A 26,787-nucleotide genomic window follows, 5' to 3' on the forward strand; every position below is an offset into this window, starting at 1 on the left:
TCAGTACACCGCGGCGATGGCGTCGCGGATCGCGCGGGCGAGGTCGGCCCGCCCGGCCGGTACGTACTCGGCGGTCAGTTCGCCGGCCTCGCCGGTCGTGGTGCGCACCAGGTAGCGGCCGTCGGCGGTGTCCAGCCAGCTCAGCGGGTCGCCCGCGAGCCGCTCGCCGCGCCGGCCCTGGGCGCTGACGGCGATGTGGCCGCCGCCGAGCCGCGGTTCGGCGAGCACGCGTTCGAGCACGGCGACGTCCGACGGCTTCGGCGCCGGCGGCCGGCGGCCCGGCCGCACCACGGCCTTGACCTCGATCATGCCGAAGGCGTCGGTCTCTTCTTCGTCGAACTCGGCGTCCGCGATCCGCTTCGCCGTCATCGCGGAAACCTCGCGCCCGGCCGCGCGGTGCACGACGTGCTTGCCGGTGGTCGCGGCTGGGGCCGGCGGCAGGACGCCGGTGACGACCTCGACCAGCTCCTCGTCGGCGAACAGCGAGAACAGCAGCTCGTCGTTGTCCGGGGCCTGGGTGATGCCGAGCGCCTGGGCGCCGTCGGTGACCACGAGCACGGCGACGTCGGCGCCGAGGCCGTCGATCCCGCTGACCGCAACCGAAACCCGCGGCTCGGCGAGCAGCTCGAACGCCGTCCGCACGCCCGGGTGCAGCTCGCCGGAAACCGAAAGCCGTCGCTCCTCGAGCGCGTCGTACACCTGGCGCGCGACCCGCACGAACCGCACCGGGTCCGCCGGGAGGTTGCCCGCGCGCAACGGGTACCGCCGGATGTCGCCGCCGGTCGCCTGGCCGACGACGAGGGCTTCGACGACCTCGAGGACGAACTCGAACCTGTCCGCCATTTCCCCTCGCTGCATTCCGTTCGTCAAACCCTCAAGCAACCTTCCTGCCGAAGGTTAGCAGTGCCCGGGAACCCCGCGTCGGCGCCGCCACGCGGGTGCCCGAAAGACCACGATCCCCGGCCTGTGCGGGCAAAGCGCGCTGGGTGAGCACGTCACCCGATGCGGTGCTGGTGAACGCGCAGCTGAAGGGTGACAAGATCGAGTAGCGGCGTCGCGACGCCCAGCTCACGGGCACGCGCGGTGAGGTCGCCGAAGATCTGCTCCCCCTCGACCGGGTGACCGCCGAGCAGGTCGCGGTACAGCGAAGATCCCCCCATCGCGGGGTCGGTGACGGTCTTCCGCGTGGCGGCGAGGTCGGCGGCGGGCACCGGGTACCCGGCGGCCGCGGCGACGGCGGCCGCTTCGGCTACGACGGCCTCGGCGAACTCCGTGCCGCCGGGGACGGCGACGACGTCGCCGATGGTGCCGCGCATCAGGCTGTTCACCGCGCCGATCGCGGCGATGAACACCCATTTCGCCCACATCGACTCGGTGATCCGCGGGTCCAGGTCGGCGGTGAACCCGGCGTCTTTCAGGGCAGCGTCGACAGCGGCGAGCTTTTCGGGCGCGGGGTCGGTGCGAGCGCCGTAGGCCAGGCTCTGCAGCGGGCCGAGCCGCCGGACGGCACCGTCGTCGTCGATGGTGGTCTGCACCTTGGCGACGCCGCCGAGCACGGCGTCGGAGCCGAACCGCTTGTCGAGGACGTCGACGTGGGCGAGGCCGTTGAGGAACGGCAGGATCAGCGTCCCGGGCCCGACGGCGGGGGCGAAATCGTCGATGGCGGAGGCGAGGCCGGTGGCTTTGACGGCGACCAGCACGACGTCGTAGGTCCGGTCGAGGGAGCCGGTCTCGACGAGCGGCGCGTCGAGAACGGTGTCCTCGCCGAGGCCGACGATCCGCAGCCCGCGTTCCCGCAGCAGCCGCGCCCGGGCGGGCCGCACGAGGAAGGTGACGTCGCGGCCGGCCTGCAGCAGCCGTCCGCCGAAGTAACCACCGGTCGCCCCGGCGCCGACCACGAGAATCTTCAAGTCGCTCACGATTCGAAGCTACGCCTGCCGCGCGGGTGTCCCGGTGTGCTCCCGGCCACAGCGTTTCCACAGCAAGACACAGCAAAACGACAGGTCGTTCGGGGTGCACCGCACGTTGAGCGGGCATGGGAAGACGGATCCGCCGGAGCCTGGCGGCCGCGGGGTTGACGGCGGCGGCGCTGACGGCCGGAATGGTGGTCGCGACCGACGCGCACCGGGCAACGCCGGTTTCACCTTCGGGATCGGCGGCTTCGGCGCCGCCCGACGACACGGCGATCAGCCCGGTGGCGTCTGAGGCCCCGTATCCCGACTTGTCATCGGTGGCTGCCTCGCTGAGCGACGCGGTGACGGCGGCGTCCCGGGGAACGGATGTCGGGTTCGTCCTGTACGACCGCGAGTCGGACAAGGAGCTGGCGTCGCTGGACGCGGAAAGCCCGTACTACACGGCATCCGTGGTCAAGCTCCTGATCGCGATCGACGAGGTCCACCAGGACGGAACGTGGGCGCTCCCGGACGCGGAGGCGGTCGAGGATCTGACGGACATGCTGGAGGGCAGCAACGACGCGATAGCATCGGCGTTCTGGGAGAGCAACGGCGGCAACGCGATAGTGACCCGCACGGCGGAGTTGATCGGGTTGACGCACACAACGCCACCGACGGACCCGACGCAGTGGGGAATGGCGAAGACGAGCGCGTCCGACGTGGTGGCGACGTACGAGTATCTGCTGGACGTGATCCCGGACGAGGTGGCGGCACCGTTGCTGGCGGCCTTGGCGGGAGCACGAAATCCGGCGGACGACGGGTGGGACCAGTACTTCGGCATCCCGGACGGCTTGACTGGGCGGTCGTGGCAGATCAAGCAGGGGTGGATGATCCTGCGGAACGCGCTGGTGTTGAACACGACCGGGGTCGTGAGTGGGCGGTATGTGGTGGTTTTGTTGACGCAGCAGCCGTCGGTGAGTTCGGCGAAGGGGCGAGCGGCCGTGACGGCGGGGATCAAGACGTTGGCACCACTGCTCGGCCGGCTCGACGCAATGTGACTTGTCGAGAGCCGGCGCACGGCAGCAGGTCACCTGCGAACGGCAGGCGCCTCCAGCAACAGAACGCGGCTCAGGCGGCCAAGCGACTCAGGCAGCGGCGGCAAGCTCACCACGCGCGCACCCACCTCGAGCGAGGCAGGAAGCCTGTGCGGCCGCCGGCGCACGACTCACGACTGGCACCCAACGCGCGAGAAGCGAGCGCTACCACCAGGGCGGTAAGGCCAGTCGGACGGCGCGCACCGGCGCGGATGTCGGGTTCGGCCTGCGGAATGCCGGCGCCTCGAGTACGGACACGATGCCAGGCAATCCGCGACACACAGGCCACGACGAAAGCCGCATGCAGATTCCACCTGCGAAAGCCAGTTCATCCAGCTGGGACACGACGCCAGCCAACCGGCGACACACAGGCTGGACGGCAAGAACCGAATGCAGGGTCGACTTCCGAAAGCCAGTGCAGCCAACTGGGACACGGCACCAGCCAACCGACGACACACACAGGCCAGGAAGACGAGAGCGGAATGCAGGTTCGGCCTGCGGGCAGCTGGCGCTTTCAATGCGAAGGCGAGACCCAGGCAACCGGCGGCGGGCGACTGGCAATCTGCGGTAGATACGGGCCTCGTGGTTCTTGCGCTTGCCTATGGGGCAAGGCGGGGGCGGCCGGTTTGGCTGAGATGGCGGCGGTTCTGGTTGGGTGGCAAAGGAAGTCGGTCGCGCTGGCGGTGTCTGCCGGCTGCAGCGGGCAATCGATTGGGCGCGGCACGGTTGGTGGGATCTGCCGGTGGCGAGTGAGGACGTGGGTGTGGGCCCGTAGCCGTGTGGCTGCGGGCCTGTCCCATGTTTGGTTGTGTCACGCTGCGAAGGGCAGCGGTTGGTGCAGGTTGTTGCGCCTGGGTTTTCGTTCCTTGTCCAGGAACGCTGGTGGCAGGAACTCCGGGAGGCCGTCGGCGGCGATGCGGACTTCCCAACCCGAGCGGTGCAGCAGCCGGTGGTGGTGGGCGCACATCAAGACCAGATTGTTCAGGTCTGTTGGGCCGCCTTCGGACCAGTGGTGGATGTGGTGGCCCTGGCAATGCCTCGGCGGGCGGTGGCAGCCCGGGAACGCGCAACCCCGGTCGCGCAGGTACAGCGCTCGGCGCAGGCCTGCGGAGATCAAGCGGCGGAGGCGGCCGAGGTTGAGGGGTTCGCTTTTGTCGCCGAGGACTGCGGGGATGAGCATGGCGTCGCAGGCGTGCAGCCGGGCTTCGGCCGCGGTGATGGTGCCGGTGTCGCCGAGGGTGGCCTGGCCGAGACCGGTCTTGAGGTCGTTGAGGTGGACCGCGACCATGACGTGGGCTCGTTCGCCAGCCTGCATCGGCAGGGTCGGAGAGTTGAGGGCCAGGTCGATCGTGTCGGAGAAGGCGTCGCCGTAGCGTTCCTGCGGGGAGCGCAGGTCGGCACCCTCGCCGGTGGTGGTGCGGCGTTCGGCCAGCGCGTCGAGCAGGGCACTGGCCCGGCTGCCGGTGTCGTCGTCGAAGCGGCCGTGCAGTTCCCATACCCCGGTTCTTTTGCGGCGGAGGGACAGTTCACGGCGAGGGATCGCGGGTTCGGTGGTGTCGGGTTCGGGGCCGTCGGGGTCGAGGTGGGCGAGAATGCGGGCACCCAGGGCCGCGACTTGTTTGTGGCCTGCGTCGGCGGCCAGAGCCAGCAGGTGCTGCTCGGCGTCCTCGCGGTGCTCGGGTGGGATCTGGGTGAGGGCGCCGACGATCGTGTCGATCATCGGGTTGCTCAGGCGGCCTTCCGCGGCGGCCGCAGCGGTCGCGGGGGCGACGGCAGGGGTGCTGTCGAGGTGGTGGCTGGGGTGGAGGGATCGGGCGCGTTTGACCATCGTCTCGGCGGCGGACTTGGGGATGTCCGCGAGGTGCTCGAGCAGCCGCGCGGTGGAGCGGTAGCCGAAGAGTTCCATCACCCCGCGGGTCTCGATTTCGGCCAGCAGCGCACCGATCTCGGCCTCGGCGGAGCGGACGACGGCGAGCAGGGTGGAGATGCGATCGGCCAGCACCGCCGCATCTGTTTTCCACACTGCTTCTGTTGCCATACAACAAGGTTAGCCGAACTCGAACGCATGATCATCACACGATCAGGTAGTACCGGGAACTCCGGTAGGGGCACCGCAGCGTGGGGAATCGGCGCTGCCGACCACCACCAGAACGCAACCACAAGGAGCGCCGATTTCCCACGCCCCGGCGAAGCCGTATCAGTAAACTCAACCACGAACCCCGGAAACAACAGAACGAGAACGATCAATATCAGGCCCCCGATACAACCGTTCCGGAATCCGAGCCAACGTAGAAGGATGAACCTGCGCCCCAAGACCATAAAGCTTCTGAAAACTCATGATCAAAGGCCGCCAGGCATCAGGATCGATGTGATCAGGACTCCCCGGAACCCGAATGGAGTCATGCACGAAAACCCGCTGCACCCGCACCTCGACAGCCACAATCCCCCCACGCTGCAAGGGATCCTCATCGGCAACCGGATGCACGGCCTCGACCACGGCCTCCATCGCAACCGGACACTCAGCAACCCGAGGCGGCGAAACGGTCTCGGACGCAACCGGAGTCAACCCGGCACGCGAAAACTTGTCGCCGACGTGGAAGTACCCACGCTTGACCTTCCCAGGCGGAACGGGATCGGAACCGGTGGTCAACGCCAACCGGTCAACAGCCGCAGCCAACGAATCCGAAGGCAGATTCAGCACGCATTCGCGCGTACGCAACAGGTTCTGAGTGGTCTTGGACCGGGCCCCGAGCCCGAGCATCGCCCGCCACCCGAGCCAGAACGCGGACGACATCGGCGCCAGGTTGGCCGACCCGTCCTCGTTGTCACTGGATATCAACACGACCGGAGTGCCGAAGTACAGGATTCCGGGCTCGATGGGCGTGTGCGCAGAAGTGTTCACGCCTCGATCCTGCCCACGGCACGAAGGCCGGGCTGGCGGGAATCGGCCGTCGCGATCACCGGCGCCACGAAGGGCGCCGGTGATCGACAGCTGTCACCCGGCTGCTGTCAACGCACGACGCGTGAGCACCCGCGCCAAGTGGCGGCGGTACTCCGCCGTCGCGTGGGGCTCGTCGGGCGGGTTGGTGTCCGACGCCGCCAGTGCGGCCGCCTCGGCGATGGACTCCCCCGCGGCCAATGCCGACTCCGTGGCCGTCGCCCGCAGCGGGACTCCGCCCATGTTCACCAGGCCGACCCGGCCGCCGACGACCGCGACACCCACCATCGCCCAGTCGATCGCGCGGCGGGTGAACTTCTCGAAGCCCCAGCCCATGCCCGTCTGGCGGGGCACCCGGACCTCGGTCAGCAGCTCGGTCGGCTCCAGCGGCGTCGTGAACGGGCCCAGGAAGAACTCCGACGCCGGGATCCGGCGTTCACCCGACGGGCCGCGCGCGACCAGGACCGCGTCCGAGGCCAGGATCGCCGCCGGCAGGTCCGCCGCCGAGTCCGCGTGCACCAGCGAACCGCCGATCGTGCCGCGGTGGCGGACCTGGCGGTCGCCCACCGACGCCGACACGTGCGCCAGCAACGGCGCGTGCTCCAGCAGCACCGGGTCCCGCGAAAGGTCGCTGTAGCGGGACAACGCGCCGATCACGACGTCGTCGCCGTCGAGGCGGACGTACCGCAGCTCGTCGACCGGGCCGATGTCGATCAGGTACTCCGGGGCAGCCAGGCGCAGCTTCATCAGCGGCAGCAGGGAATGCCCACCCGCGAGCACCTTGGCGTCGTCACCCAAGGATGCCAGCCGGGACAGCGCGTCGTCCACTGTGGACACACGCTGGTACTCGAACGAAGCCGGGATCACCGGTCCACCTCCTGGCCGGACGCGTCGATCACGGCGCTGACGATGTTGTGGTACCCCGTGCAGCGGCAGAGGTTGCCCTCGAGCCCGGCGCGCACCTCGTCGCGCGTCGGCTTCGGGTTGTCCGCCAGCAGCGACACCGACGCCATGATCATGCCCGGCGTGCAGAACCCGCACTGCAGCCCGTGCTGCTCGCGGAACGCGCGCTGCACCGGGTGCAGCTCACCGTCCGATGAGGACAGTCCTTCGACCGTCGTGACGGCGTGGCCGTCAGCCTGCGCGGCGAGCACCGTGCAGGACTTGACCGACTCGCCGTCGAGCAGCACCGTGCAGGCGCCGCAGGACGTCGTGTCGCAGCCGATGTTCGTGCCGGTCAGCCCGGCGGTGTCGCGCAGGAAGTGCACCAGCAGCGTCCGGTCCGGCACCTCCTCGGCCACCGGGCGCCCGTTGACCTCGATCGAAACCTTCACCGCGCGTTTCCCTTCGAAGCTTCTTCCAATGCGGCCCAGACCCGGATCGGGGTCGTGGGCATGTCCAGGTGCTGCACCCCGCGGGCGGAAAGCGCGTCCACCACGGCGTTGTGCACCGCCGGCGTCGAGCCGATCGTCGCGGCCTCGCCGATCCCCTTGACGCCCAGCAGGTTCCGGTCGGTCGGGGTGGCCATGTCGACCAGCTCGAAGTCCGGCAGCTCGACGGCCGTGATGAACGAGTAGTCCGCCAGCGTCGCGGTCGTCGGGTTGCCGTCCTCGTCGTAGGTGACGACCTCCATGAGCGCCTGCGCGGCGCCCTGGCCGAGCCCGCCGTGGCGCTGCCCGCGGAAGGTCAGCGGGTTGACGATCGGGCCGGCGTCGTCGACGGCGACGATGCGCCGCAGTTCGACCTTGCCGGTCTCGGTGTCGACCTCGACCACCGCGAGGTGCGCGCCGAAGGGGAACGTCGGCTTGCCGCCGCCGAACCAGACGTCGGCGGTGAGCTTGCCCCCGCCGGCCGTCTCGGCGACCTGCGCCCAGCTGAGCACCGCGCTCGACGGCGCGCCGCGGACCTGCCAGACGCCGCGCTCGGCGTCCAGCTCGAGGTCCTCCGGCGCGGCTTCGAGCAGGTCGGCGGCCAGTTCACGGGCCTGCGCGATGACCTCGTCGGCCGCCTGGCGGATCGCCGAGCCGCCGAGCTGCAGCGACCGCGAGCCGAACGTGCCGACGGCCTTCGGCACCTCGTCGGTGTCGCCGTGGCGGACGGTGATCTTCTCCAGCGGCACGCCGAGCTGGTCGGACAGCAGCATCGCCAGCGACGTCCCGAGGCCCTGGCCGTGCGGGGAGCTGCCGGTCCAGGCTACGACCGAGCCGTCCGGGTGGATGTCGACGCGGCCGCTCTCGCCGCCGGCGTCCCCGCCGGTGATCTCGACGTACGCGGCGATCCCGAGGCCGAGCTCGACGTGGTCGCCCGCTTCGCGGCGCCGTTCCTGCTCGGCGCGCAGCTCCGCGTAGCCGGCGGTTTCGAGGACCTTGTCCAGCGCCGCCGCGTACTCGCCCGTGTCGTAGGACGCGCCGGTCGGCGTCTGGTACGGGAATTCCTCGGGCCGGATGAAGTTGACCCGGCGGACGTCGGCCGGGTCCAGCCCGAGCTCGGCGGCGAAGCGGTCCATCGCCCGCTCGAGCGCGGCCGTCGCCTCCGGGCGGCCCGCGCCGCGGTAGGCCGCGATCGGCGTCGTGTTCGTGACGACGGCGCGGCTGCGCGTCTCCACCTTCGGGAACCGGTACACGCCGACGGCCATGAGCTCGGTCAGCGTCGGCAGGAACAGCGTCCGCGGGTACGCGCCGGCGTCCTGGATGACGTCGAGGCGGTACGCGAGGACGGTGCCGTCGCGCTTGCCGCCGACGGTCACGGTGTTCTGCTGCGCGCGGCCGTGCGTCATCGAGGTGAGGTTCTCGCTGCGCGACTCGACCCAGCGGACCGGGCGGCGGAGCTCGCGAGCGGCCCAGCCGAGGACGGTCGCCTCGGGGTCCGCGCCGATCTTCGCGCCGAAGCCGCCGCCGACGTCCGGCGCGACGACGCGCACGTTGTCCTCGCCGACGCCGAGGCTCATGGCCAGCTGCGTGCGGGCGATCTGGGCGTTCTGCGTGGAAAGCCAGACCGTCAGGCGCCCGTCCTCGCCCCACGCGCACGACGCGCCGCGGACCTCCAGCGGCGCGGGCGCGACGCGCTGGTTCACGATGGTCGTCGTGACGACCACGTCGCAGTCCGCGAAGATCGCGTCGTCGAACTCCTCCGCGCCGTTGACCTGCATGACGTTGCTGCCCTTGTCCGGGTACAGCAGCGTCTCGCCGGCCAGTGCCGCGTCGATGCTCGCGACGGCATCGAGGGGGTCGTAGTCGATGTCGACCAGCTCGGCCGCGTCGGCCAGCTGGTAGCGCTCCTCGGTGACGACGAGTGCGACGGGCTCGCCGACGTAGCGCACCACGCCGTCGGCCAGCCACGGTTCCTTCACCGGTCCCGCGTCGTGCGGGTCGAGGCCGAGGTCGGCGGCGGTGAACACGCCGAGCACCCCCGGCGCCGCCTTCGCCTCGCTGACGTCAATGCTTTCGATCCGCGCGTGCGCGACCGGACTGCGCACGAACACCGCATGCGCGGCGCCGGAAAGCGCTTCCTCCCGCAGATCGTCCACGTAGGTGCCGCCCGCGGTGATCAGGTTCTGATCCTCTTGGCGGACCACCCTGGTCCCGACAATGCTCATCTGGTCTCCTGCTCGCCGATACCCCGCCGATCATGCCCTGTCGTTTCAGGAGAACGCCAGCACCACGGCGAGTCCCAGTCCGGCGATGCCGATTCCGATGCGCAACGGCGTCGCCGGGAGCCGGCGGACGAGGTTCGAGCCCAGCCACGAGCCGGCGAGGGAGCCGAGGCAGACGGCGAGCGCGGCCACCCAGGCGACCTTGCCGGTGCAGGCGAAGACGATCGCGGCGAGCAGGTTCGCCGAGCCGGTGACCAGGTTCTTCGCGGCGTTCGTCCGAGCGAGGGGCTGACTCCAGACGGAGACGAGCAGCGCGAGCATGAGCACGCCGGCGGCGGCGCCGAAGTAGCCGCCGTAGACACCGATGAAGAACGCGGCGACGGCGGTGGCGGGGCTCAGGCCGTGGTGCTCGGCGCCTTCGGCCAGGCGCCGCAGCCGCGGACCGGCGATGAGGACGATCGAGGCGCCGCCGATCAGCCACGGGACGATCGCGGTGAAGGCATCGGACGGGGTGAGGAGGAGGACGAGGCCGCCGGCCGCGCCCCCGACGGTGGTGATGAGGCAGAGCGGAATGAGTTTCCGGCGCTGACCGGCGAGTTCGGGCCGCGCGCCGGCAGCGGCTCCGGCGGTCGTGCCGAGCATGGCGACGGTGTTGGTGACGTTCGCGGTCACCGGCGGGAGGCCGGCGGCGAGGAGGGCGGGGTAGGAGACGAGGGAGGCGAGCCCGGCGGTGGCTCCGGTCAAGCCGGCTCCGATGCCGGCCAGGACGAGGAGGAGGAAGGTGCCGGGGTTGGTGATCACGTTGTCATCTCAGCACGGCTGGGTGGGTGGGCCGCGGTGAGCTTGCTCCCATGGCATGGTCGCGGCTAGCAGCGGCGCGAGTAGCGACTGCGGCCGCCGGCGGCAAGTGGTGACCGAGGCCGCCGTCGGCGCGCGAGTGGCGACTACAGCCGCGCCTGCACGACTCGCGACCGCGGCCAGCGCAAGTGGCAACCGCGGCTGCTGGCAGCGCGAGAGGTGACTGCGGCCGCCAGCATGAGTGGCGACTGCGGCCGCCGGCAGCGCGAGTGACCATGCCACCGTGGGCACGAGTCGCGACCGCGGCCGCAGGCGGCGCGAGTGGTGACCGAGGCCGCCGGTACAAAGGTCTTGAATGACTCATTCAGGTCTTCGGAGGTCTTGAATGACTCATTCAAGTCGCTGGGTGACATGAATGAGTCATTCACGTCAGTTCGGGCCGGGCCGGGGTGGCGCTCCTACGCCGGTTGTCTTGAATGACTCATTCAAGACAAGGCAAGCGAACGCCACCAACCCGCGCAGTATAGGTCGTTATACGAATTACCCCCGTGTTGTCCAAAACCGGACGGGATCCGCCTCCACCCTTGCACCGCCCCACCGAGCCGTCACAGAATCCCCGCTGACAAGGTTGTCATCGAGTGGAGACCGGACCATGGCTGAGTTGAACCGACGTACCGCCCTCCTGAGCGCGGGCGGCGTCGCGGCCCTCCTCGCCTCGGGGCTGCTGCCCGGCACGACGGCCGCCGCCGGCGGGCGGGCCGCCGGCGGACCGCCCGATCCCGTCGCCGCCACCTACCTGCGCGTTCTGCTCCGGCACACCCGCTGGGCCGAGCAGCAGTTCGACGCCACCGCCGGGATCTACCCCGCGAAGGACTTCACCTTCGCCGTCGTGCTCGGCAACGCCCTCCTCCTCACCCGCGACGGCTACGACGCCGCCGTCGCCGGCATCGAAAAAGACCAGCTCAAGGCCCACACCCTCGCCACGATCAAGCACTTCGCCGCGTCGAACCTGCTCACCGGCGGCACCGAGTGGGGCCGGAAGCTGTTCTTCGACACCACCTTCCAGTCGTACTTCGTGCTCGCCGCCCGTCTACTGTGGACAGACCTCGACGACATGACGAAACAGAACGTCGAGCGCATCACCACCGAACAGGCCGCCTACACCACCGCGCTCGGCACCGCCGACGACCCGGCCTCCGGCAGCTGGACGCCCAACGGGCTCAAGGGCGGCTTCCAAGGCGACACCAAACTGGAAGAAATGGGCGTCTACGCCCAATCCCTCGCCCCCGCGCTCGCCTGGGCGCCGAACGACGCCCGGGCGAACGACTGGCGCGAAGCCTTCGGCACCTGGAGCCGCAACGAAGGCGGGCTGCCGGCGGCCGACCTCGCCAACCCGCGGCTCGTCGACGGCCGGCCCGTCGACGCCAACACCGCCACCAACCTCTACGACACCTTCCTCGTCGAAAACCACGGCTCCTTCGGCCCGCACTACCAGGAAGAGCTCTGGCGCACCTCCGGCCGCAACGCCATGCACTTCCTCGCCGCCGGCACGCCGCTGCCCGAGGTCCTCACCGCCCAGCCGAACGGCGAACTGCTCTGGCGCACCATGCTGCTGATGACCAGCGACGCCGGCGAGCCGCTGATGCCGATGGTCGCCGATCGCGAGCACCTCTACGGCCGGGACGTCATCCCGCTCGCCTTCCGCGCCCAGGTCCTCGGCGACCGCCACGCCGCCCACGCCGAGGCCCAGCTGGCCGCCCGGCTCGAGCCCTACCAGGCCTACGCGCCCGCCGACCGGATCACGAAGTTCTCCGGTGAGCCCAAGTACGAGCCGGAAGCCCGCGCCGAACTCGCCATCAGCTACCTCCTCCACGAATGGCGCGCGAAGCAACGCCCGATCACCCCGGTGACCAAGCCGGAGTTCGACACCCACGCCGCCGGAGCCGTCGACTTCGGGGCCGGCCCCGGGCTGCTCGCCCACCGCTCCCCCGCCGCCTGGGCCGGCACCGTCACCAAGCCCGGCTTCGTCAAGTTCGCCTGGCAGCCGCACCACGACGACTGGCTCTTCGTCCTCGGCGGCGCCAACCCGATGCTCCTGCCGGCCACGAACATCGCCGTCAAGGAACGCCACGCCACCACCTACGCGAAGGTCCGCGACGGCTTCGACGGCACCGTCGGCGTCCTCCGCTTCGACACCGGGTACGCCGCCTTCGCCACCCTTCCCACCGGGGCCGCCGTGTACGCCAGCACCGGCGTCGCCGAGGGCGAAGGCGTCCTGAACGTCTACAACCTCGCCATGCCCGGCGTCCCGGGTCTCGACGGCGACCGCACCTACACCGCGGCCGAAGGCACCGTGACGATCAAGGCGCCGACCGCCGGTGCCCGGACCGACGACCTGACGTTCGCCCCGGTCACCGCCCGGCACGTCCGCATGCTCGGCGTCCAGCCCGACCCGCAGTACGGCTACTCGGTCTGGGCCTTCGAGGTCCGTGACGGCGACGGCCCGGACCTCGCGCGGTCCGGAACCGCGTCGGCGTCCTCGGCGAGCCCGGGCAAGGAGGCCAAGTACGCCAACGACGGCAACGCCACCACCCGGTGGGCAGTGTCCACATCGGACCGGCCGCGCGCGGACAGCTGGCTCGCCGTCGACCTCGGTGCGCCGCGGACGATCGACCGCGTCCGGCTGAGCTGGGAGGCCGCCGCCGGGCGCAAGTACCGCGTCGAAACCTCGCCGGACGGCGTGACCTGGACGACGGCGGTGACCTACCCGGTGCCCGCGCTCAGCAGCACGAAAGGCCGGCTGGACATCGACGGCCGGGCCGGGATCACCGTCGCCGGCCCGAACCCGCTCGCCGTCACCGGCGACCGCGTCACGCTCTCCGACGGCCCGCCCGCCACGTTCGTCGCCGAGTTGCGCCCCGGCCCGGCGAAGGCGAGCGGCCGGGTCACGACCGGCACCGCCGCGGTCGAAGCCACCGTCACCGACGGCTTCCTGGTCCTGCTCAACCTCGATGGAGCAGCAAAGAGCGGAACAGCGATCCTCGAGGGTGAAACCCGGCTGTACCGCGGCGAGCAGACCGTCACCCGCACGGGCACCGAATACACCTACTCCCTCGCCGCGGCGGAAGGCCGCATCGAGCCCCCACGGTTCACGCTGAAGGCCCCGGCCGGGGTGAAGGCGGTGGTCCGCGACGCGAGCCGGGTCGAGCTCACCGCGCCGGCCGGGCTGCTGCCCGTGCTCGTCACGGTGACCCCGGACGGCGGTCGCGCGCGGCCGGTGCTGCTCCCGCCGCGCCGGACCGTGCCCGTCGTCTTCGGCGACGTCCGCCCGTACCCGCTGACCGACCGCGCGCTCGGCCGGACCACCTTCCCCGCCGAGCCCCTGCCACCGGGGATGTCCAGCCCCGCCGCGGCCGTCGACGACGACCCGGCGACGGCGTGGCGGCCGGGCCCCGACGGCCGGATGGTCGTCGATCTCGGGGCGGTGACGGCGGTTTCCGCGGTCGAGCTGGCCTGGACCCACGGCCGCGTGCCCGCCGCGAGCGTCGAAACCAGCGTCGACGGCGTCACCTACACGACGGCGGACACCGGACCGGCGCGGTACGTGGCGGTCCGGACGCGCTGGCGGAGCGGCGACGCGAGCCTTTCGCGGTTGTCTGTCCGGACTTGATCGATCTCGCACCGTTCGCGGCGGCCCCGAGGGCGAGTACCTTGGCACCACAGGGCCCCCGGGAGGACGGATGCGCGTCACGATCGCCGAGGTCGCCCGCCGGGCGCGGGTGAGCAAGACGACCGTGTCGAGAGTGCTCAACAACAAGGCCGATGTGGACGCGGCGACCGCGATCCGGGTGCGCGAGGTGATCGCGGCGACCGGGTACATCCCGAGCGCCGGCGCGGTCGGGCTCGCGCGCGGGGTGACCCGCACGGTCGGGATGCTGGTGCCGGGGCTGACCTGGCCGTGGATGGGCGAGGTGCTGCAGGGCGTCGCCGACGTCGTGGAGGCCAAGGGCTACGGCCTGCTGCTGTCCACGGCCAACCGCGGCACCGAATCCCTCGGCGAGTTCTCCCGGCAGGTGTCGGCGAAAGCGTTCGACGGGCTGCTGCTCGTCGAGCCGCCGGACGCGGTGCGGCACCTGCGCGTGCTGCACGACTCCGGGCTGCCGGTGGTGGTGATCGACGACCGCGGCCGCCGGCCCGCGTTCCCGTCGGTGGGCACGGACAACCGGCAGGGCGGCGCGGCCGCGGCCCGGCACCTGCTCGACACCGGGCGGACACGGTTCGCGACCGTGACCGGCCCGCGCGACTTCGGCTGCACCACCGATCGCCTCAACGGGTTCAACGACGTCGTGCGCGAAGCCGGGCTGACGCTCGACTCGCGCCTGATCATCGAAGGCGACTTCACGAGCGAAAGCGGCGAGGCCGCGATCCTGCAGCTCCTCGCCACCGGCCCGGAGTTCGACGCCGTCTTCGCCCACAACGACCTCACGGCGGCCGGGGTGCTGGCCGGGCTCCGGAAGTCCGGGCGCGCGGTGCCGGGGGACGTCGCCGTGGTCGGGTTCGACGACATCCCCCTGGCCGCGCACACGCAGCCCGCGCTGACGACGATCCGCCAGCCCCTGCGGGAGATGGGCGAGACGGCGGCGCGGCAGCTGCTCGACCGGCTGGGTGGGGCGCCCCGGCCGGACGAGCCGCTGATCGTGCCGACGTCCCTGGTGATCCGCGAATCGACTCAGCTGACGGTCAGCACCGCCGACAGCGGGACGTTGCGCGAGGAATCCCCGACGTAGACGCGGTACTGGCCCGCGTTCGTCGTCCACGACCCGGTCCAGTGCGCGAGGTCCCGCGGGGTGAGCGGGAACGAGACCTGAGCGCTCTGCCCCGGGTTGAGCTGCACCTTCTTGAACCCCTTCAGTTGTTTGGGCGGCTCGCCGTTCCCGCTGGGCTGCCCGACGTAGAGCTGGACGACGTCGGCGCCCGCGCGGGTGCCGGTGTTGGTCACCGTCGCCGTCACGGTCGCGGTGCCGTTCGTGCCCTGCGGTGTAACGACCAGGTTCGAGAACCCGAACGTCGTGTACGACAGGCCGAAGCCGAACGGGAACAGCGGGTCGAGGTTCCGGCTGTCGTACCACCGGTAGCCGACGTTGAGCCCTTCGGAGTACTCGATCCGGTCGTTCGCGCCCGGGAACTGCTGGACGTTCGCCGTCGGCAGGTCGGCGATCTGCTTCGGGAAGCTGATCGGCAGCTTGCCCGACGGGTTGACGTCGCCGTAGAGCAGCGACGCGAGCGCGTTGCCGTTCTCCTGGCCCGGGTACCAGCCCTCGAGCACCGCGGCCACCTTGCCCAGCCACGGCATGGTCACCGCCGACCCCGTGTTGAGCACGACCACCGTGCGCGGGTTGGCCGACGCGACGGCGTCGATCAGGTCGTTCTGCTGGTTCTGCAGATCGATCGTGTCGAGGTCCTGGGTTTCGGACTCGCCGTAGCTGGCGAACACGATCGCGACGTCCGCGGTGCGCGCGGCCGCCACCGCGCCGGGGATGTTCGGCGTCTGCACGTGCTCGCCCGCGCCGTCCACATAGGACACCGTCACCCCGGAGCCGGCGCGGGCCTTGATGCCGTCGATCGGGTTGACCGACGCCGGCGACGGGTTCACCTTGGCGCTGCCGCCGCCGATGTTCTGCGGGTCGATCCCGTCGCCGCCGGAGAGCGCGATCGACTTGACTGACGGGCCCAGCGGCAGCACCCCGGTGTTCTTCAGCAGCACCGACCCGGCCGCGGCGACGTCCCTCGCCGTGGCGACGTTCGCCGCGTTCGTCACGACCGACTGCGGGGTGCCCCGGCGAGCCCGGTCGAAGACGCCGAACCGGAACATCTGGGTCAGCACCCGCCGGACCATGTCGTCGACGCGGGCCTGCGTGACCTCGCCGCGCGAGACGGCGTCGAGCAGGCCCTGGCCGAAGAACGCGCCACCGGGCATTTCCATGTCGAGCCCGCCGTTGGCCAGCTGCCGCGGGCCGCCGGTCGCCGAACCCCAGTCGGAGCCGACGAACCCGCCCCACCCGGCGTCCTGCTTGATCGCCGTGGTGAGCACGCCGCTGTTCTGGCACGCCGGGACGCCGTTGATCTGGTTGTAGGCGCACATCATCGACGCGACCTGGCCCTGGCTCGCCACCTGCTGGAACGCCGGCAGGTACAGCTCGTGCAGCGTCCGGTCGTCGATGATGACGTTGTCCGACGGCGTCCCGCGCGACGCCCCGGCCTCGACGTTGTACGCGGCCGCGTGCTTGGCCTGCGCCATTACGCCCTGGCTCTGGATGCCCTGGATCGTCGAGGTCCCGGCCGCGCCGGCGAGGTACGGGTCCTCGCTGTAGGTCTCGAAGTTGCGGCCCCAGCGCGGGTCGCGGACCAGGTTGATCGTCGGGCCGAGGGCGATGTCGACGCCCTTGCCCGCGAACTCGGCACCCATGGCGCTGCCGTAGCGGTTCATCAGCGCGGTGTCCCAGGTCGCGGCGGCCGACACCGGCGCCGGGAACTGGGTGACGCCGTCGAGGCCGTCGCCGACCCCGGCCGGGCCGTCCTGCAGCCCGAGCGCCGGGATGCACAGCTCCGGCACGGCGTCGGTGTTGCCGATGTACGGCCCGGTCGCGCCGTTGCCGTGCAGCACCTTGATCTTCTGCTGCGCGGTCATCACCGCCATCAGCTGGTTCACGCGGTCGGCGACGGGTGCGGTCGATCCCACCCACGGGCAGCCACCCGGGTTGGTGGGCGTGGTCGTCGGCGGGGCGCTGTCGGACGTGTGCACCGCGAACTCCCACAGCGAGATCCCCCACTGCGTCGCCCGCGCGGTCGCGTTGAGCCGCACATAACGAGCGGTGCCGGACACCGCGGGGTGCTCGGTGCCGCCCGCGCCGGTCACGGTCGCCGCCGTCGTCCACGACGTGCCGTTGGTGGACAGCTGGATCGTGTACGCGCTCGCGTACGCCGCCTCCCACGTCAGATCGACGCCGCACACCGGGCGCGAGCTGCCGAGGTCGACCTGGATCCACTGCGGATCCGCGGCCAGGCTCGACCAGCGGGTCCCGCCGTCACCGTCGAACGCCGCGCTCGCCGGGAACGCGTCCGACTGGACGCTCGACGCCGTCGCCGGTTGCCGCAGAGCCGCGTTGGCACTGCCACAAGCCTGGGCCGATCCGTCGCCGAAGACCTGGAACTCCCACAGCGACACGCCCCACTGGGTCGCGCGCTGGGTCGTCGTCAGGCGGACGTACCGGCCGGTGCCGGACACCGGCAGCGTCTGCGTGCCGCCGGTGCCGGTCGTCGTCGAGTACACAGTGGACCACTGGCTGCCGTCGGCCGACGCCTGGATCGTGAACGCCTTGGCGTAGGCCGCTTCCCACTGCAGCACAACCTGGCTGAGGGTGTGCGATCCACCGAGGTCGACCTGCAGCGTCTGCGGGTCGGCGGCCAGGCTCGACCACCGGGTGCCCGGGTCGCCGTCCACCGCGGCCGACGCCGGGAAGGCGGCGTTCTCGGTGGACGACGCGGTCACGGCGTGCCCTTGCGAGAGCAGCGCCGGAGCCGCCTGGGCGGTGAACAGCGGCACGGTGAGCAGGCCCACCGCGACCACCGCGCCGAGGGCGAGCCGCCTCACTGGTAGACCCGCACGTAGTCGATCACCATGTCCTGCGGCAGCACGGTCCCCGCTCCCGGCGGGCCGGGGAAGTCGCCGCCGATGGCGTTGTTGAGGATCAGGAAGAACGGGTGGTCGTAGACCCACGGCCCGCGCGTGCTCTCCACGGTGTCGCGGTTGATCGTCTCGAACGCGTTCCCGTCGACGTAGAAGGTCATGTGGTTCGCGTCCCAGTCGAGCCCGAACTTGTGGAAGCCCGCCGAGACGTCCTGACCGAGGTCGAGGGGTGCGCCGATGCCGCCCGCGCCGTTGTACGCGGGTGCGTGGATCGTCGAGTAGGCGAGGTTCGGCGACTTGCCGACGTGCTCCATGATGTCGATCTCGCCGCAGTTCGGCCACGGCGTGCCGCTGAAGAAGTTGGCGCCCAGCAACCAGAACGCGGGCCACAGCCCCTGCGTGCCGGACACCTTGATGTTCGCCTCGACGTGGCCGTAGGTGAAGCTGAACTTGCCCGCGGTGTTGATCCGGCCGGAGGTGTACTGGCAGGTGCCGCTGCCGCTGACCGGGTCGACCGGGCACGCGCTGCCCGGGGTGGCTTCCCGGCGGACCTGGATGACGAGGTTGCCGCGGCCGTCCTGCTTGGCGTTGTTGTTGTTCGTGTAGTATTCGAGCTCGTTGTTGACGCCGGGGCCGGTCTCGGCGGTCCACTTGCTCGCGTCCGGGTTCGCGCCCGCGGCGCCGTTGAACTCGTCGCTCCAGATCAGCGTGCCCGGGAAGTGCGGGGCCGGCGGCGCGGGCGGCGGCTGCGTCGGGTTGCCGCCGGTGCCGTAGACGTCGAAGCCCCACAGCGAGTAGCCGTAGCCGTTCGAGCGGGCGGTGCCGTACATCCGGACGTACCGGCCGGAACCGTTGACGGTCAGCGTCTCCTTGAAGCCCTTGCCCGTGGTGGTCGAGTAGAGCGTCGTCCAGTTCGCGTTGTCGTTCGACACCTGGAGCTGGTAGGCGACGGCGTAGGCCGGGTCCCACTGCAGGACGACCTGGTGGACCGTCGCGGACGCGCCGAGGTCGACGGTGATCCAGCCGGGGTCGACCCAGCCGGTGGTCGCGCTGGTCGCCCAGCGCGTGGCCGGGTCGTGGTCGAAGGCCTTCGCCGGCAGGCAGCCGGGGCACGCGCCGTCGTCCTGGTAGGAGGACGCGGTGCCGGACTTGCCGTAGGACAGCAGGACGTCACCGGGCTGGGTCGTGCCGCCCCCGCCGTAGACCTGGAACTCCCACAGCGAGTAGCCGTACTGCGTGGCGCGCTGGGTCCCGGTCAGCCGGACGTACCGGCCGCTGCCGGTGACGGTCAGCGTCTGGTTGCCGCCGGTCGCCGTGGTGGTCGAGTAGAGGGTGCTCCAGGTGGCGCCGTCGGCGGAGGCCTGGATCGTGAACGCCTTGGCGTAGGCGGCTTCCCAGTTCAGCACGATCTGCGAGAGCTGCTGGCCGGAGCCGAGGTCGACCTGGAGGTACTGCGGGTCGCTGAAGCCGCTGGACCAGCGGGTACCGGGGTCGCCGTCGACCGCGGCGGACGCGGGGAACGCGGCGGACTCGGTCGAGGACGCCGTCACCGGACGGCCTTGGGAGAGCAGGACGGGCGCGGCCTGCGCCACCGGCGCGGTGAGCAGGGCGGCCAGGGTCAGGGCGAGGACGGCGAGAACCCGGATCCTCGGCATGCGGCGTTGCATGGGCACCTCCACGGCGAACCGGCGCCGGGACGGCCTTGCCCCGGCGCGGATCGGCTCACGTGGTCCTCGGCGCGGGTGTGGGGCCCGCCGTCGGCACGCTCTTAGTTCAGGATATAAATAAAGGACCGTAAAATGTCAACTTCCCTGCGCCGGACGGTCGCGGCCGGCCCACGGACTGGTCCGGGCGAGGAGAATCCGCGCCGGAGCCTTGACTCCGCCGAACCCGGCGCTGTTAACTGCGATCTCACCGACGGAACCGGTTCCGTGACCGCCACCGGGACGGCTCCGCCGCGACACGCACCCTTCGGGCTGACTGGTTCGCGCTCCTCGCACCACCCGGTACCGCTCCTCCGGCTCACGGCGCCGGGCGGGTGACCTGGGGGCGGACCCGCCGCACCACCCGACGCCGGCGCGAGCTGTGGGGCTCGCCCGGTCCGTTTCGCACGTCCTCCCCCCGATCAGCAGGCAGGCCGATGAGATCAACGACGTTCTCCCCCGTACACCGCCTCCTAGTCATCGCCACCACCTTCGTCACCGCGGTCACCACCGCGGCGGTGGTCGGCTCCGCGCCGGCCCAGGCCGCCGCGTGCGGCACGGCGAACCTCGCGCAGGGCCACCCGGCGACCGCGTCCTCGACCGAGAACGGCGGGACGCCCGCGTCCGCCGCGGTCGACGGCAACACCGGCACGCGCTGGTCCAGCGCGTTCAGCGACCCGCAGTGGCTGCAGGTCGACCTGGGCTCCGCGCAGCAGCTCTGCGACGTGGTCCTCACCTGGGAAGCCGCGTACGCGAAAGCGTTCTCCGTGCAGCTGTCCTCGGACGCGAACAGCTGGACGACCGCGTACTCGACCACCACCGGCGCCGGCGGCACGCAGACCGTGCCCCTCACCGGGACCGCGCGCTACCTGCGGGTCTACGGCACCCAGCGGGCGACCGGCTACGGCTACTCGCTCTGGGAAGTCGCCGTGCACGGCACCGGCGGCGGGACGACCATCCCGCCGACCGACCCGCGCAACCCGGACCTCGGGCCCAACGTGTCGGTGTTCGACCCGTCGACGCCGGCCGCGACCATTCAGAACCGGCTGACGCAGATCGCGGACCAGCAGCACACCAACCAGTTCGGCAACGAGCGCTACGCCGTGCTGTTCAAGCCGGGCAGCTACAACGCCGACGTCAACCTCGGCTTCTACGAACAGGTCGCCGGGCTAGGCCTCTCGCCCGACGACGTCAACCTCAACGGCCACGTCCGCGTCGAAGCGGACTGGCTGCAGCAAGGCGACAACCCGAACAACAAGGGCAACGCGACGCAGAACTTCTGGCGGTCGGCCGAAAACCTGTCGGTGACGCTGCCGGCCGGCCAGGTCGAGCGCTGGGCCGTCGCGCAGGCCGCGCCCTACCGCCGGATGCACCTCAAGGGCAGCCAGATCCAGCTGTGGAACGGCGGCGACGGCTGGGCCAGCGGCGGCCTGATCGCCGACAGCAAGATCGACGGCGTCGCCGTTTCCGGTTCGCAGCAGCAGTTCCTGACCCGCAACAGCGAGCTCGGCGGCTGGCAGGGCGGCGTCTGGAACATGGTGTTCGTCGGCTCGACCGGCACCCCGCCGGCGTCGTTCCCGAACCCGCCGGAGACGGTCGTCGGCCAGACCCCGGTGGTCCGCGAGAAGCCGTTCCTCTACGTCGACGGCTCGGGCAGCTACAACGTGTTCGTCCCGGCGCTGCGGCAGAACTCCTCCGGGACGAGCTGGGGCCACGGCGCCCCGGCCGGGCAGTCGATCTCGCTCAGCGAGTTCTACGTCGCGCACCCGTCGGACTCGGCCGCGACCATCAACGCGGCGCTGGCAGCGGGCAAGAACCTGCTCGTCACGCCGGGTGTCTACCACCTCGACCAGGCGCTGAACGTCACGCGCCCGGACACCGTGGTGCTCGGTCTCGGCCTGGCGACGCTGATGCCCACCAACGGGACCGCGGCGATCACCACGTCCGATGTGGACGGCGTGAAGATCGCGGGGCTGCTGATCGACGCGGGCGCGGTGAACTCGCCGGTGCTCGTCCAGGTCGGCCAGCCGGGGTCGACCGCGAACCACGCGGCCGACCCGACGTCGCTGCACGACGTGTTCTTCCGCATCGGCGGCGCGGCCGTCGGGAAGGCCACGCAGACGCTGGTGGTCAACTCGAACAACGTCATCGGCGACCACATGTGGCTCTGGCGCGGCGACCACTCCTACGGCGTCGGCTGGAACGTCAACACCGCGGCCAACGGTCTCGTCGTCAACGGCGCGAACGTGACGATGTACGGCCTGTTCGTCGAGCACTACCAGCAGTACGAGGTGCTCTGGAACGGCAACGGCGGGCGGACGTACTTCTTCCAGAACGAAATGCCCTACGACCCGCCGGACCAGGCGTCCTGGTCCAGCGGCGGCGGCCGGCAGGGCTGGGCGGCGTACAAGGTGGCCGACTCGGTGACCAGTCACGAAGGCTGGGGGCTGGGGAGCTACTGCTTCTTCAACACCAACCCGTCCATTGTGGCCAGTCACTCGTTCGAGGTGCCGAACACCAGCGGTGTCCGGTTCCACAACCTCGTGTCGGTGTCACTCGGCGGCGTGGGCACGATCGCCCACGTCATCAACGATTCGGGGGACGCCGCGAACACCGGGCACCAGGTGAGCCCGCTGGTCTCCTACCCGTAGCACGGCGGCGACGTACGCGTCCGGGCGGACCAGCCAGGCTTCGCCCGGACGCGCACCCAGCACCCCGCCCACCGGGATCTCCACCGACCGCGCGCCCTCCGCCCGCACGCCGGGTGTCGTCAGCAGCAGGAACCCCTGCCGGGCCAGGTCGCGCACCCGTCCACTCGCGACGGTCACGTCCGGCAGCAGCACGCCCGGCCCCGGCGGCGGGACCGCTCCACGCGGTGGCCGGCCGGCGAACGGCCGTAGCGGATCCGTCGTGGTCAACGGCGAATCCACGTACCAGAACGGTTCCGCCAGCCGGCCCGAGTCGACCTGTTCGCAAGCTGCCGGGTCGTGGGCCGCGCGCGTCAGGACGTCCAGCCGGCGCCGGTGCTGCTCGTCGTCCTGCGGTACCAGGAAGTCCATCGTGGCCGTGGTGACGGCCGCGTTCTCCACCGCCGCCGCGTGCCGCTCGGCGTGGTAGCTCTCCAGCAGCTCCTCCCCCGCGTCGCCGCGCAGGACGGCGGCCAGCTTCCACGCCGCGTTCTCCGCGTCGGCCACGCCGGAGTTGAGCCCGCGCGCCCCGAACGGCGCGACGAGGTGCGCGCAGTCGCCGGCCAGCAGCACCCGGCCGACCCGCATCCGCGGCACCAGCCGCGTGTGGAAGCGGTACACCGACCGCCAGATCACCTCGTACGGCGCCGATCCGATGATCGCCCGGATCCGCGCCTCCATCGCCCCGCCCGACTCCTCCGCCGCGAGGTCGTAGTCCTCGGGCACCTGCCAGTCGATGCGGAACTGCGAGCCCGGGCACGGGTGGATGAGCACCTGGCGGCCCGGGTTCCAGGGCGGGTCGAAGTAGAACCGCCGTTCGGCGGCCCAGCCCGGCAGGTCGGCGCGGATGTCGCAGATCAGGAACAGGTCCCGGAACGAGACGCCGTCGAGGTGCTGCCCGAGCGCCCACCGCACGGTGTCGCCGCGCGCGCCCGCGCAGGCGATCGCGAAGTCGGCCTCGATCCGGCGCGGCCCGTCCGCCGTGTCGCACTCGACGACCACCCGGCCGGGCTGGGTCAGGCCCCGGACGCGGTGGCCGCGGCGCACGTCGATCAGCGGCTGCCGCTCGATCAGCTCGTCCAGGACCTCCTCGACGCGGGCCTGCGACAGGTTCACGAACGGCGGCAGCGCCGATCCGCCGTCGGGCAGCTTCAGGGAGAACAGTTCGGTGGCGCGGTGGAACGTCCGCGCGGTCGTCCAGGTGAGCCCCTCCTCGGCGAGGCGGCCCGCGCCGAGTGACGCCCAGACGTCCAAAGTGTCCCGTTGCTGGCAGATGGCCTTGGATCCCACGGGATCGCGCACCTCGTGCTCGTCGACGAGCACGACCGGTACACCCCAGCGCGCCAGCAGCAGCGCGGCCGTCTGGCCGACCGGGCCGCTGCCCAGGACGGCGACCCTCATCCCTGGAGCTGGTCCCAGACTTCGCGGTCGCGTTCGGCCGTCCACACCACCGGCCGTTCGATACCGCCGAGCTCGTCCCACAGCCGGGACACGTCGAAGGGCAGGCAGTGCTCGAAGATCGGCCAGTGGCCGTACTGGTCGTTCAGGGCGGCGTGCGTGCGCTCGAAGGCTTCCTTGAGCGTGCCGCCGGCCTCGCGGACCGCGCCGACCTCGCGGATCATCGTGTCCAGGAAGTGCCGGGTCTGCGCGATGGCGGCGTCGACGGCTTCCCGGCCGCGGCTCACCCCGCCGCGGCCGCCGATCAGCGACTCGGCGCCGAACGCGGCCACCCGGTCCAAAGTAGACGATGCCCAGTCGCGGTGGAACGCGTCGCCGGTGTAGAGCGCGGCTTCGGCTTCGACGAGGTCGCCGGCGAAGAGGATCTTCTGCCGTGGCAGCCACGCCACGATGTCGCCTTCGGTGTGGCCGCGCCCGCAGTACTGCAGGACGAGGTCGCCGCGGTCGCCGCCGAGGTCGATGGTGAGCCGGTCGGAGAAGGTCAGCGTCGGCCAGGTCAGGCCGGGCACCGAGTCCGCGCCCTTGGCCAGCCGCGGCATCCGGCCGAACTCGCTCTCCCAGTCCTCCTTGCCGCGCTCGGCGACCAGCGCCCGGGTGTTCTCGTGCGCGACGATCACGTCCGCGTCGAACGCCGACGCGCCCAGCACGCGGACCGCGTGGTAGTGGCTCAGCACCAGGTAGCGCACGGGTTTGTCGGTGTGCTCGCGGAGTTTCGCGAGCCACTCGCCCGCCGCGACCGGCGTGGCCAGCGCTTCGAAGCAGACGAGGAAGTCCTCGCCTTCGATCGCGCCGATGTTCGGGTCACCCTCGGCGGTCAGGGCGTACACGCCGTCGTCCAGGACTTCGAGGGTTTGCGCTTTCTCCGCCAGGTCGGCCGAAGAGGCGAAAGCTTTCTTCGTCACGGCGAGCGCTCCTTTGATCAAAGGTTTGACTACCGGCCGCGCCAGGCTAACCTGCCGGGCCGCCGCGCGGAACCCCCTCGTCGCCTAACCTGGGCCGCATGACCGACCGACCGGCCGAAGACCTCGACTACCTTTCGTTCGTCGACTACGCGATCGGGAAGACGAAGGCGGAGCTGCCGGACACCGACCCCGTCGCGATGCGCCTCGGCCTGACGCTGCACCGGCTGGCGGGCGCGCTGGTCTACGACTGGGAGTCGACGGTGCACCGCCCGCGCGGCCTGAGCTGGGGCGGCTTCCGGGTGCTGTTCGTGCTGTGGCTGGCCGGCCCGCTCGAGTCCCGCCACGCGGCGCGCTTGGCCGGCATGAGCCGCGCGGCGGTGTCGGCACTGGTCAAGACGCTGGAGCGGGACGGGCTGGTGACGCGCACACAGGTCCCGCGCGATCGCCGGGCGGTGCAGCTCGCGCTGACGGACGCGGGCCACGGGGCGGTGACCGACGCCTACCAGGCGCACAATGCGCGTGAACGAGCCTGGGCGGGGACGCTGACGCAGGCGGAGCAGACGGTCCTCATCGGACTGCTGGAGAAGCTCACCACGAGCCCGGCGGCCGCGGCGGCGCAGCGGCTCGCCTAGCTGGCCAGCCCGGGCAGGGTGTGCCCGGTCTGCTCGGCCTTCGCGCGCAGGTAGCGGACGTTGTTGTCGGTGGCGAAGACCCCGGTGGGCACGCGCTCGCGCACGGCGATCCCGGCCGCTTCGAGCTGCGCGGCCTTGTCGGGGTTGTTCGACAGCAGGTTCACTTCCGCGACCCCGAGCGCTTCGAGCATCTGCGCGGCGACGGTGTAGTCGCGGGCGTCTTCGGGCAGGCCGAGCGCGGCGTTGGCGGCGTAGGTGTCGAGGCCCTGGTCTTGCAGGGCGTAGGCGTCGAGCTTGTTGTAGAGGCCGATCCCCCGGCCTTCCTGACGCAGGTAGAGCAGGTAGCCACCGGCGGCGGAGATCCGGCCGACGGCCTCGGCCAGCTGCGGGCCGCAGTCGCACCGCGCGGAGCCGAAGACGTCCCCGGTGAGGCATTCGGAGTGCGGCCGCACGAGCGGCACGTCGCCGGGGGTGCCGAGCACGAGGGCGAGGTGCTCACCGTCATCGGCGAGGTTCCGGAAGGTGACGGCTTCGGCGTCGACCTCGATGCCGCCGTGCAGCCGCAGCGGGATCCGCACCCGCGTCCGCACCTCAGCCGTCATGCTCTCTCCCCTGGGATCGCCCACTCGGCCGACCCTACCGGAAGTTCAAATTCGAACATCCGGGCTCGGGCCGGTACCCGTGGCAACACCAGTGGATCACCGCTTCTTCCCGATCCGGTGCGCGAAAACCAGTGGCCTTCGCCTCGTATGCTCAACCCATGATCCCCGGTGCCACCGCCGCCTCGTTCCTGCTGGTCGTGATCCTCGGCGCGATGTCACCCGGGCCCGACTTCGTCGTCGTCACCCGCTCCTCCCTCACCGGGGGCCGGCGGGCCGGGATCGCCGCCGGGGCCGGGATCTCGCTCGGGGTCTTCGCCTGGGTCGTCGCCATCGCCTTCGGCGTGGCCGCCGTACTCACCGCCTCCGCCGTGGCCTTCATGGTCGTCAAGCTCGCCGGGGCCGGCTACCTCGTCTTCCTCGGCGTCAAGGCCTGGCTCGCCGTGCGGCGCGGGGAGTACCGCGACCTGGGCGAGAACACCACCAAGGCCCTCAACGCCGGGGCCGCCTTCCGGCAGGGGCTCTTCACCAACCTGCTCAACCCCAAGGTCGCCGTGTACTTCCTGGCGCTGCTCCCCCAGTTCCTCCCCGCCGACGGCTCCACCCTGCAGACCCTCGAACTGGCCGCCATCGCCACCGCCGGCACCGTCGTCTGGTTCGCCGCCCTCGCCCTGGTCGTCGGCGCGCTCAAGCGGTTCTTCGCCGACGGCCGCGTCCGCCGGGGTCTCGACGCCGTGCTCGGCAGCGTGCTCGTCGCCCTCGGGCTGAAAGTCGCCGCCGAGACGGCCTGAGGGGCCCGCCGGAG

At 71.2% G+C, this 26,787-nt stretch carries 19 protein-coding genes; 6 read left to right on the forward strand and 13 right to left on the reverse strand.

Translation table 11 applies throughout. From position 1 onward, the window contains the following. Together ACERZO_RS16510 and ACERZO_RS16515 are read right to left on the reverse strand one after the other, a co-directional pair. A complete protein-coding gene (locus tag ACERZO_RS16510; RefSeq protein ID WP_372665519.1) occupies nucleotides 1–843 on the reverse strand; it encodes an ESX secretion-associated protein EspG in 843 nt (280 codons plus the stop codon). A 152-nt stretch (nucleotides 844–995) separates the two neighbouring features. Next, nucleotides 996–1,919 carry a 2-dehydropantoate 2-reductase gene (locus ACERZO_RS16515; protein ID WP_372665520.1) on the reverse strand — a complete coding sequence of 308 codons (924 nt, stop codon included), beginning with the start codon at nucleotides 1,917–1,919 and terminating at the stop codon, nucleotides 996–998. Between the two features lie 116 nt (nucleotides 1,920–2,035). On the opposite strand from ACERZO_RS16515, the gene ACERZO_RS16520 reads away from it, so the two are divergent. After that, complete coding sequence (locus tag ACERZO_RS16520) at nucleotides 2,036–2,950, forward strand: hypothetical protein (protein ID WP_372665521.1); 915 nt, start codon at nucleotides 2,036–2,038, stop codon at nucleotides 2,948–2,950. 847 nt (nucleotides 2,951–3,797) lie between these two features. On the opposite strand, the gene ACERZO_RS16525 is transcribed toward ACERZO_RS16520, so the two are convergent. The 6 genes from ACERZO_RS16525 to ACERZO_RS16550 all read right to left on the reverse strand — a co-directional run bounded on the left by ACERZO_RS16525 (nucleotide 3,798) and on the right by ACERZO_RS16550 (nucleotide 10,317). Further along, nucleotides 3,798–5,024 carry an HNH endonuclease signature motif containing protein gene (locus ACERZO_RS16525; RefSeq protein WP_372665522.1) on the reverse strand — a complete coding sequence of 409 codons (1,227 nt, stop codon included), beginning with the start codon at nucleotides 5,022–5,024 and terminating at the stop codon, nucleotides 3,798–3,800. Nucleotides 5,025–5,192: 168 nt separating this feature from the next. Then, complete coding sequence (locus tag ACERZO_RS16530) at nucleotides 5,193–5,888, reverse strand: flavin reductase family protein (protein ID WP_372665523.1); 696 nt, start codon at nucleotides 5,886–5,888, stop codon at nucleotides 5,193–5,195. 93 nt (nucleotides 5,889–5,981) lie between these two features. Beyond that, a complete protein-coding gene (locus ACERZO_RS16535) occupies nucleotides 5,982–6,791 on the reverse strand; it encodes an FAD binding domain-containing protein (RefSeq protein WP_372665524.1) in 810 nt (269 codons plus the stop codon). Continuing rightward, a complete protein-coding gene (locus tag ACERZO_RS16540; protein ID WP_372665525.1) occupies nucleotides 6,788–7,258 on the reverse strand; it encodes a (2Fe-2S)-binding protein in 471 nt (156 codons plus the stop codon). The genes ACERZO_RS16535 and ACERZO_RS16540 overlap by 4 nt, the downstream gene beginning before the upstream one ends. Further along, nucleotides 7,255–9,519, reverse strand: coding sequence for a xanthine dehydrogenase family protein molybdopterin-binding subunit (locus ACERZO_RS16545; protein WP_372665526.1), 2,265 nt, complete (start codon nucleotides 9,517–9,519; stop codon nucleotides 7,255–7,257). The genes ACERZO_RS16540 and ACERZO_RS16545 overlap by 4 nt, the downstream gene beginning before the upstream one ends. A 45-nt stretch (nucleotides 9,520–9,564) precedes the next feature. Further along, a complete protein-coding gene (locus ACERZO_RS16550; protein ID WP_372665527.1) occupies nucleotides 9,565–10,317 on the reverse strand; it encodes a sulfite exporter TauE/SafE family protein in 753 nt (250 codons plus the stop codon). A 649-nt stretch (nucleotides 10,318–10,966) separates the two neighbouring features. Here ACERZO_RS16550 and ACERZO_RS16555 point away from each other — a divergent pair. Continuing rightward, complete coding sequence (locus ACERZO_RS16555; RefSeq protein ID WP_372665528.1) at nucleotides 10,967–13,984, forward strand: discoidin domain-containing protein; 3,018 nt, start codon at nucleotides 10,967–10,969, stop codon at nucleotides 13,982–13,984. A 70-nt stretch (nucleotides 13,985–14,054) separates the two neighbouring features. After that, complete coding sequence (locus tag ACERZO_RS16560; RefSeq protein ID WP_372665529.1) at nucleotides 14,055–15,101, forward strand: LacI family DNA-binding transcriptional regulator; 1,047 nt, start codon at nucleotides 14,055–14,057, stop codon at nucleotides 15,099–15,101. Here ACERZO_RS16560 and ACERZO_RS16565 read toward each other — a convergent pair. Next, the gene (locus tag ACERZO_RS16565) at nucleotides 15,044–17,965 is read right to left on the reverse strand and encodes a glycoside hydrolase family 3 C-terminal domain-containing protein (protein ID WP_372665530.1); all 2,922 of its coding nucleotides are present in this window, start codon (nucleotides 17,963–17,965) and stop codon (nucleotides 15,044–15,046) included. The two genes, ACERZO_RS16560 and ACERZO_RS16565, sit on opposite strands and share 58 nt — an antisense overlap. Next, on the reverse strand, nucleotides 17,962–19,668 hold the full coding sequence (locus ACERZO_RS16570) for a discoidin domain-containing protein (RefSeq protein ID WP_372665531.1): 1,707 nt from the start codon (nucleotides 19,666–19,668) through the stop codon (nucleotides 17,962–17,964). The genes ACERZO_RS16565 and ACERZO_RS16570 overlap by 4 nt, the downstream gene beginning before the upstream one ends. A gap of 473 nt (nucleotides 19,669–20,141) precedes the next feature. Between ACERZO_RS16570 and ACERZO_RS16575 the strand changes: the two genes are divergently transcribed. Further along, nucleotides 20,142–22,355, forward strand: coding sequence for a discoidin domain-containing protein (locus tag ACERZO_RS16575; protein WP_372665532.1), 2,214 nt, complete (start codon nucleotides 20,142–20,144; stop codon nucleotides 22,353–22,355). Here ACERZO_RS16575 and ACERZO_RS16580 read toward each other — a convergent pair. Beyond that, nucleotides 22,257–23,792 (reverse strand): FAD-dependent monooxygenase, encoded by a 1,536-nt coding sequence (locus tag ACERZO_RS16580; RefSeq protein ID WP_372665533.1) that lies wholly within the window; start codon nucleotides 23,790–23,792, stop codon nucleotides 22,257–22,259. The genes ACERZO_RS16575 and ACERZO_RS16580 overlap by 99 nt on opposite strands. Further along, on the reverse strand, nucleotides 23,789–24,751 hold the full coding sequence (locus ACERZO_RS16585; protein WP_372665534.1) for an MBL fold metallo-hydrolase: 963 nt from the start codon (nucleotides 24,749–24,751) through the stop codon (nucleotides 23,789–23,791). The genes ACERZO_RS16580 and ACERZO_RS16585 overlap by 4 nt, the downstream gene beginning before the upstream one ends. A gap of 98 nt (nucleotides 24,752–24,849) precedes the next feature. On the opposite strand from ACERZO_RS16585, the gene ACERZO_RS16590 reads away from it, so the two are divergent. After that, nucleotides 24,850–25,383 (forward strand): MarR family winged helix-turn-helix transcriptional regulator, encoded by a 534-nt coding sequence (locus ACERZO_RS16590; RefSeq protein ID WP_372665535.1) that lies wholly within the window; start codon nucleotides 24,850–24,852, stop codon nucleotides 25,381–25,383. On the opposite strand, the gene ACERZO_RS16595 is transcribed toward ACERZO_RS16590, so the two are convergent. Continuing rightward, nucleotides 25,380–25,985 (reverse strand): GTP cyclohydrolase II, encoded by a 606-nt coding sequence (locus ACERZO_RS16595; RefSeq protein WP_372665536.1) that lies wholly within the window; start codon nucleotides 25,983–25,985, stop codon nucleotides 25,380–25,382. The genes ACERZO_RS16590 and ACERZO_RS16595 overlap by 4 nt on opposite strands. 158 nt (nucleotides 25,986–26,143) lie before the next feature. Between ACERZO_RS16595 and ACERZO_RS16600 the strand changes: the two genes are divergently transcribed. Further along, on the forward strand, nucleotides 26,144–26,773 hold the full coding sequence (locus tag ACERZO_RS16600) for a LysE family translocator (RefSeq protein ID WP_372665537.1): 630 nt from the start codon (nucleotides 26,144–26,146) through the stop codon (nucleotides 26,771–26,773). Nucleotides 26,774–26,787: the final 14 nt, after the last annotated feature.

The sequence above is a fragment of the Amycolatopsis kentuckyensis genome (assembly GCF_041679295.1).
Lineage (GTDB): Bacteria > Actinomycetota > Actinomycetes > Mycobacteriales > Pseudonocardiaceae > Amycolatopsis > Amycolatopsis kentuckyensis_A.

Excerpts from the sequence above, each read along its gene's own strand:
- ACERZO_RS16555 (WP_372665528.1), top strand. The coding sequence starts at position 10,967 with ATGGCTGAGTTGAACCGACGTACCGCCCTCCTGAGCGCGGGCGGCGTC.
- ACERZO_RS16600 (WP_372665537.1), top strand. The coding sequence starts at position 26,144 with ATGATCCCCGGTGCCACCGCCGCCTCGTTCCTGCTGGTCGTGATCCTC.
- ACERZO_RS16575 (WP_372665532.1), top strand. The coding sequence starts at position 20,142 with ATGAGATCAACGACGTTCTCCCCCGTACACCGCCTCCTAGTCATCGCC.
- ACERZO_RS16510 (WP_372665519.1), bottom strand. The coding sequence starts at position 843 with ATGGCGGACAGGTTCGAGTTCGTCCTCGAGGTCGTCGAAGCCCTCGTC.
- ACERZO_RS16595 (WP_372665536.1), bottom strand. The coding sequence starts at position 25,985 with ATGACGGCTGAGGTGCGGACGCGGGTGCGGATCCCGCTGCGGCTGCAC.
- ACERZO_RS16570 (WP_372665531.1), bottom strand. The coding sequence starts at position 19,668 with ATGCAACGCCGCATGCCGAGGATCCGGGTTCTCGCCGTCCTCGCCCTG.
- ACERZO_RS16545 (WP_372665526.1), bottom strand. The coding sequence starts at position 9,519 with ATGAGCATTGTCGGGACCAGGGTGGTCCGCCAAGAGGATCAGAACCTG.
- ACERZO_RS16520 (WP_372665521.1), top strand. The coding sequence starts at position 2,036 with ATGGGAAGACGGATCCGCCGGAGCCTGGCGGCCGCGGGGTTGACGGCG.
- ACERZO_RS16580 (WP_372665533.1), bottom strand. The coding sequence starts at position 23,792 with ATGAGGGTCGCCGTCCTGGGCAGCGGCCCGGTCGGCCAGACGGCCGCG.
- ACERZO_RS16560 (WP_372665529.1), top strand. The coding sequence starts at position 14,055 with ATGCGCGTCACGATCGCCGAGGTCGCCCGCCGGGCGCGGGTGAGCAAG.
- ACERZO_RS16590 (WP_372665535.1), top strand. The coding sequence starts at position 24,850 with ATGACCGACCGACCGGCCGAAGACCTCGACTACCTTTCGTTCGTCGAC.
- ACERZO_RS16525 (WP_372665522.1), bottom strand. The coding sequence starts at position 5,024 with ATGGCAACAGAAGCAGTGTGGAAAACAGATGCGGCGGTGCTGGCCGAT.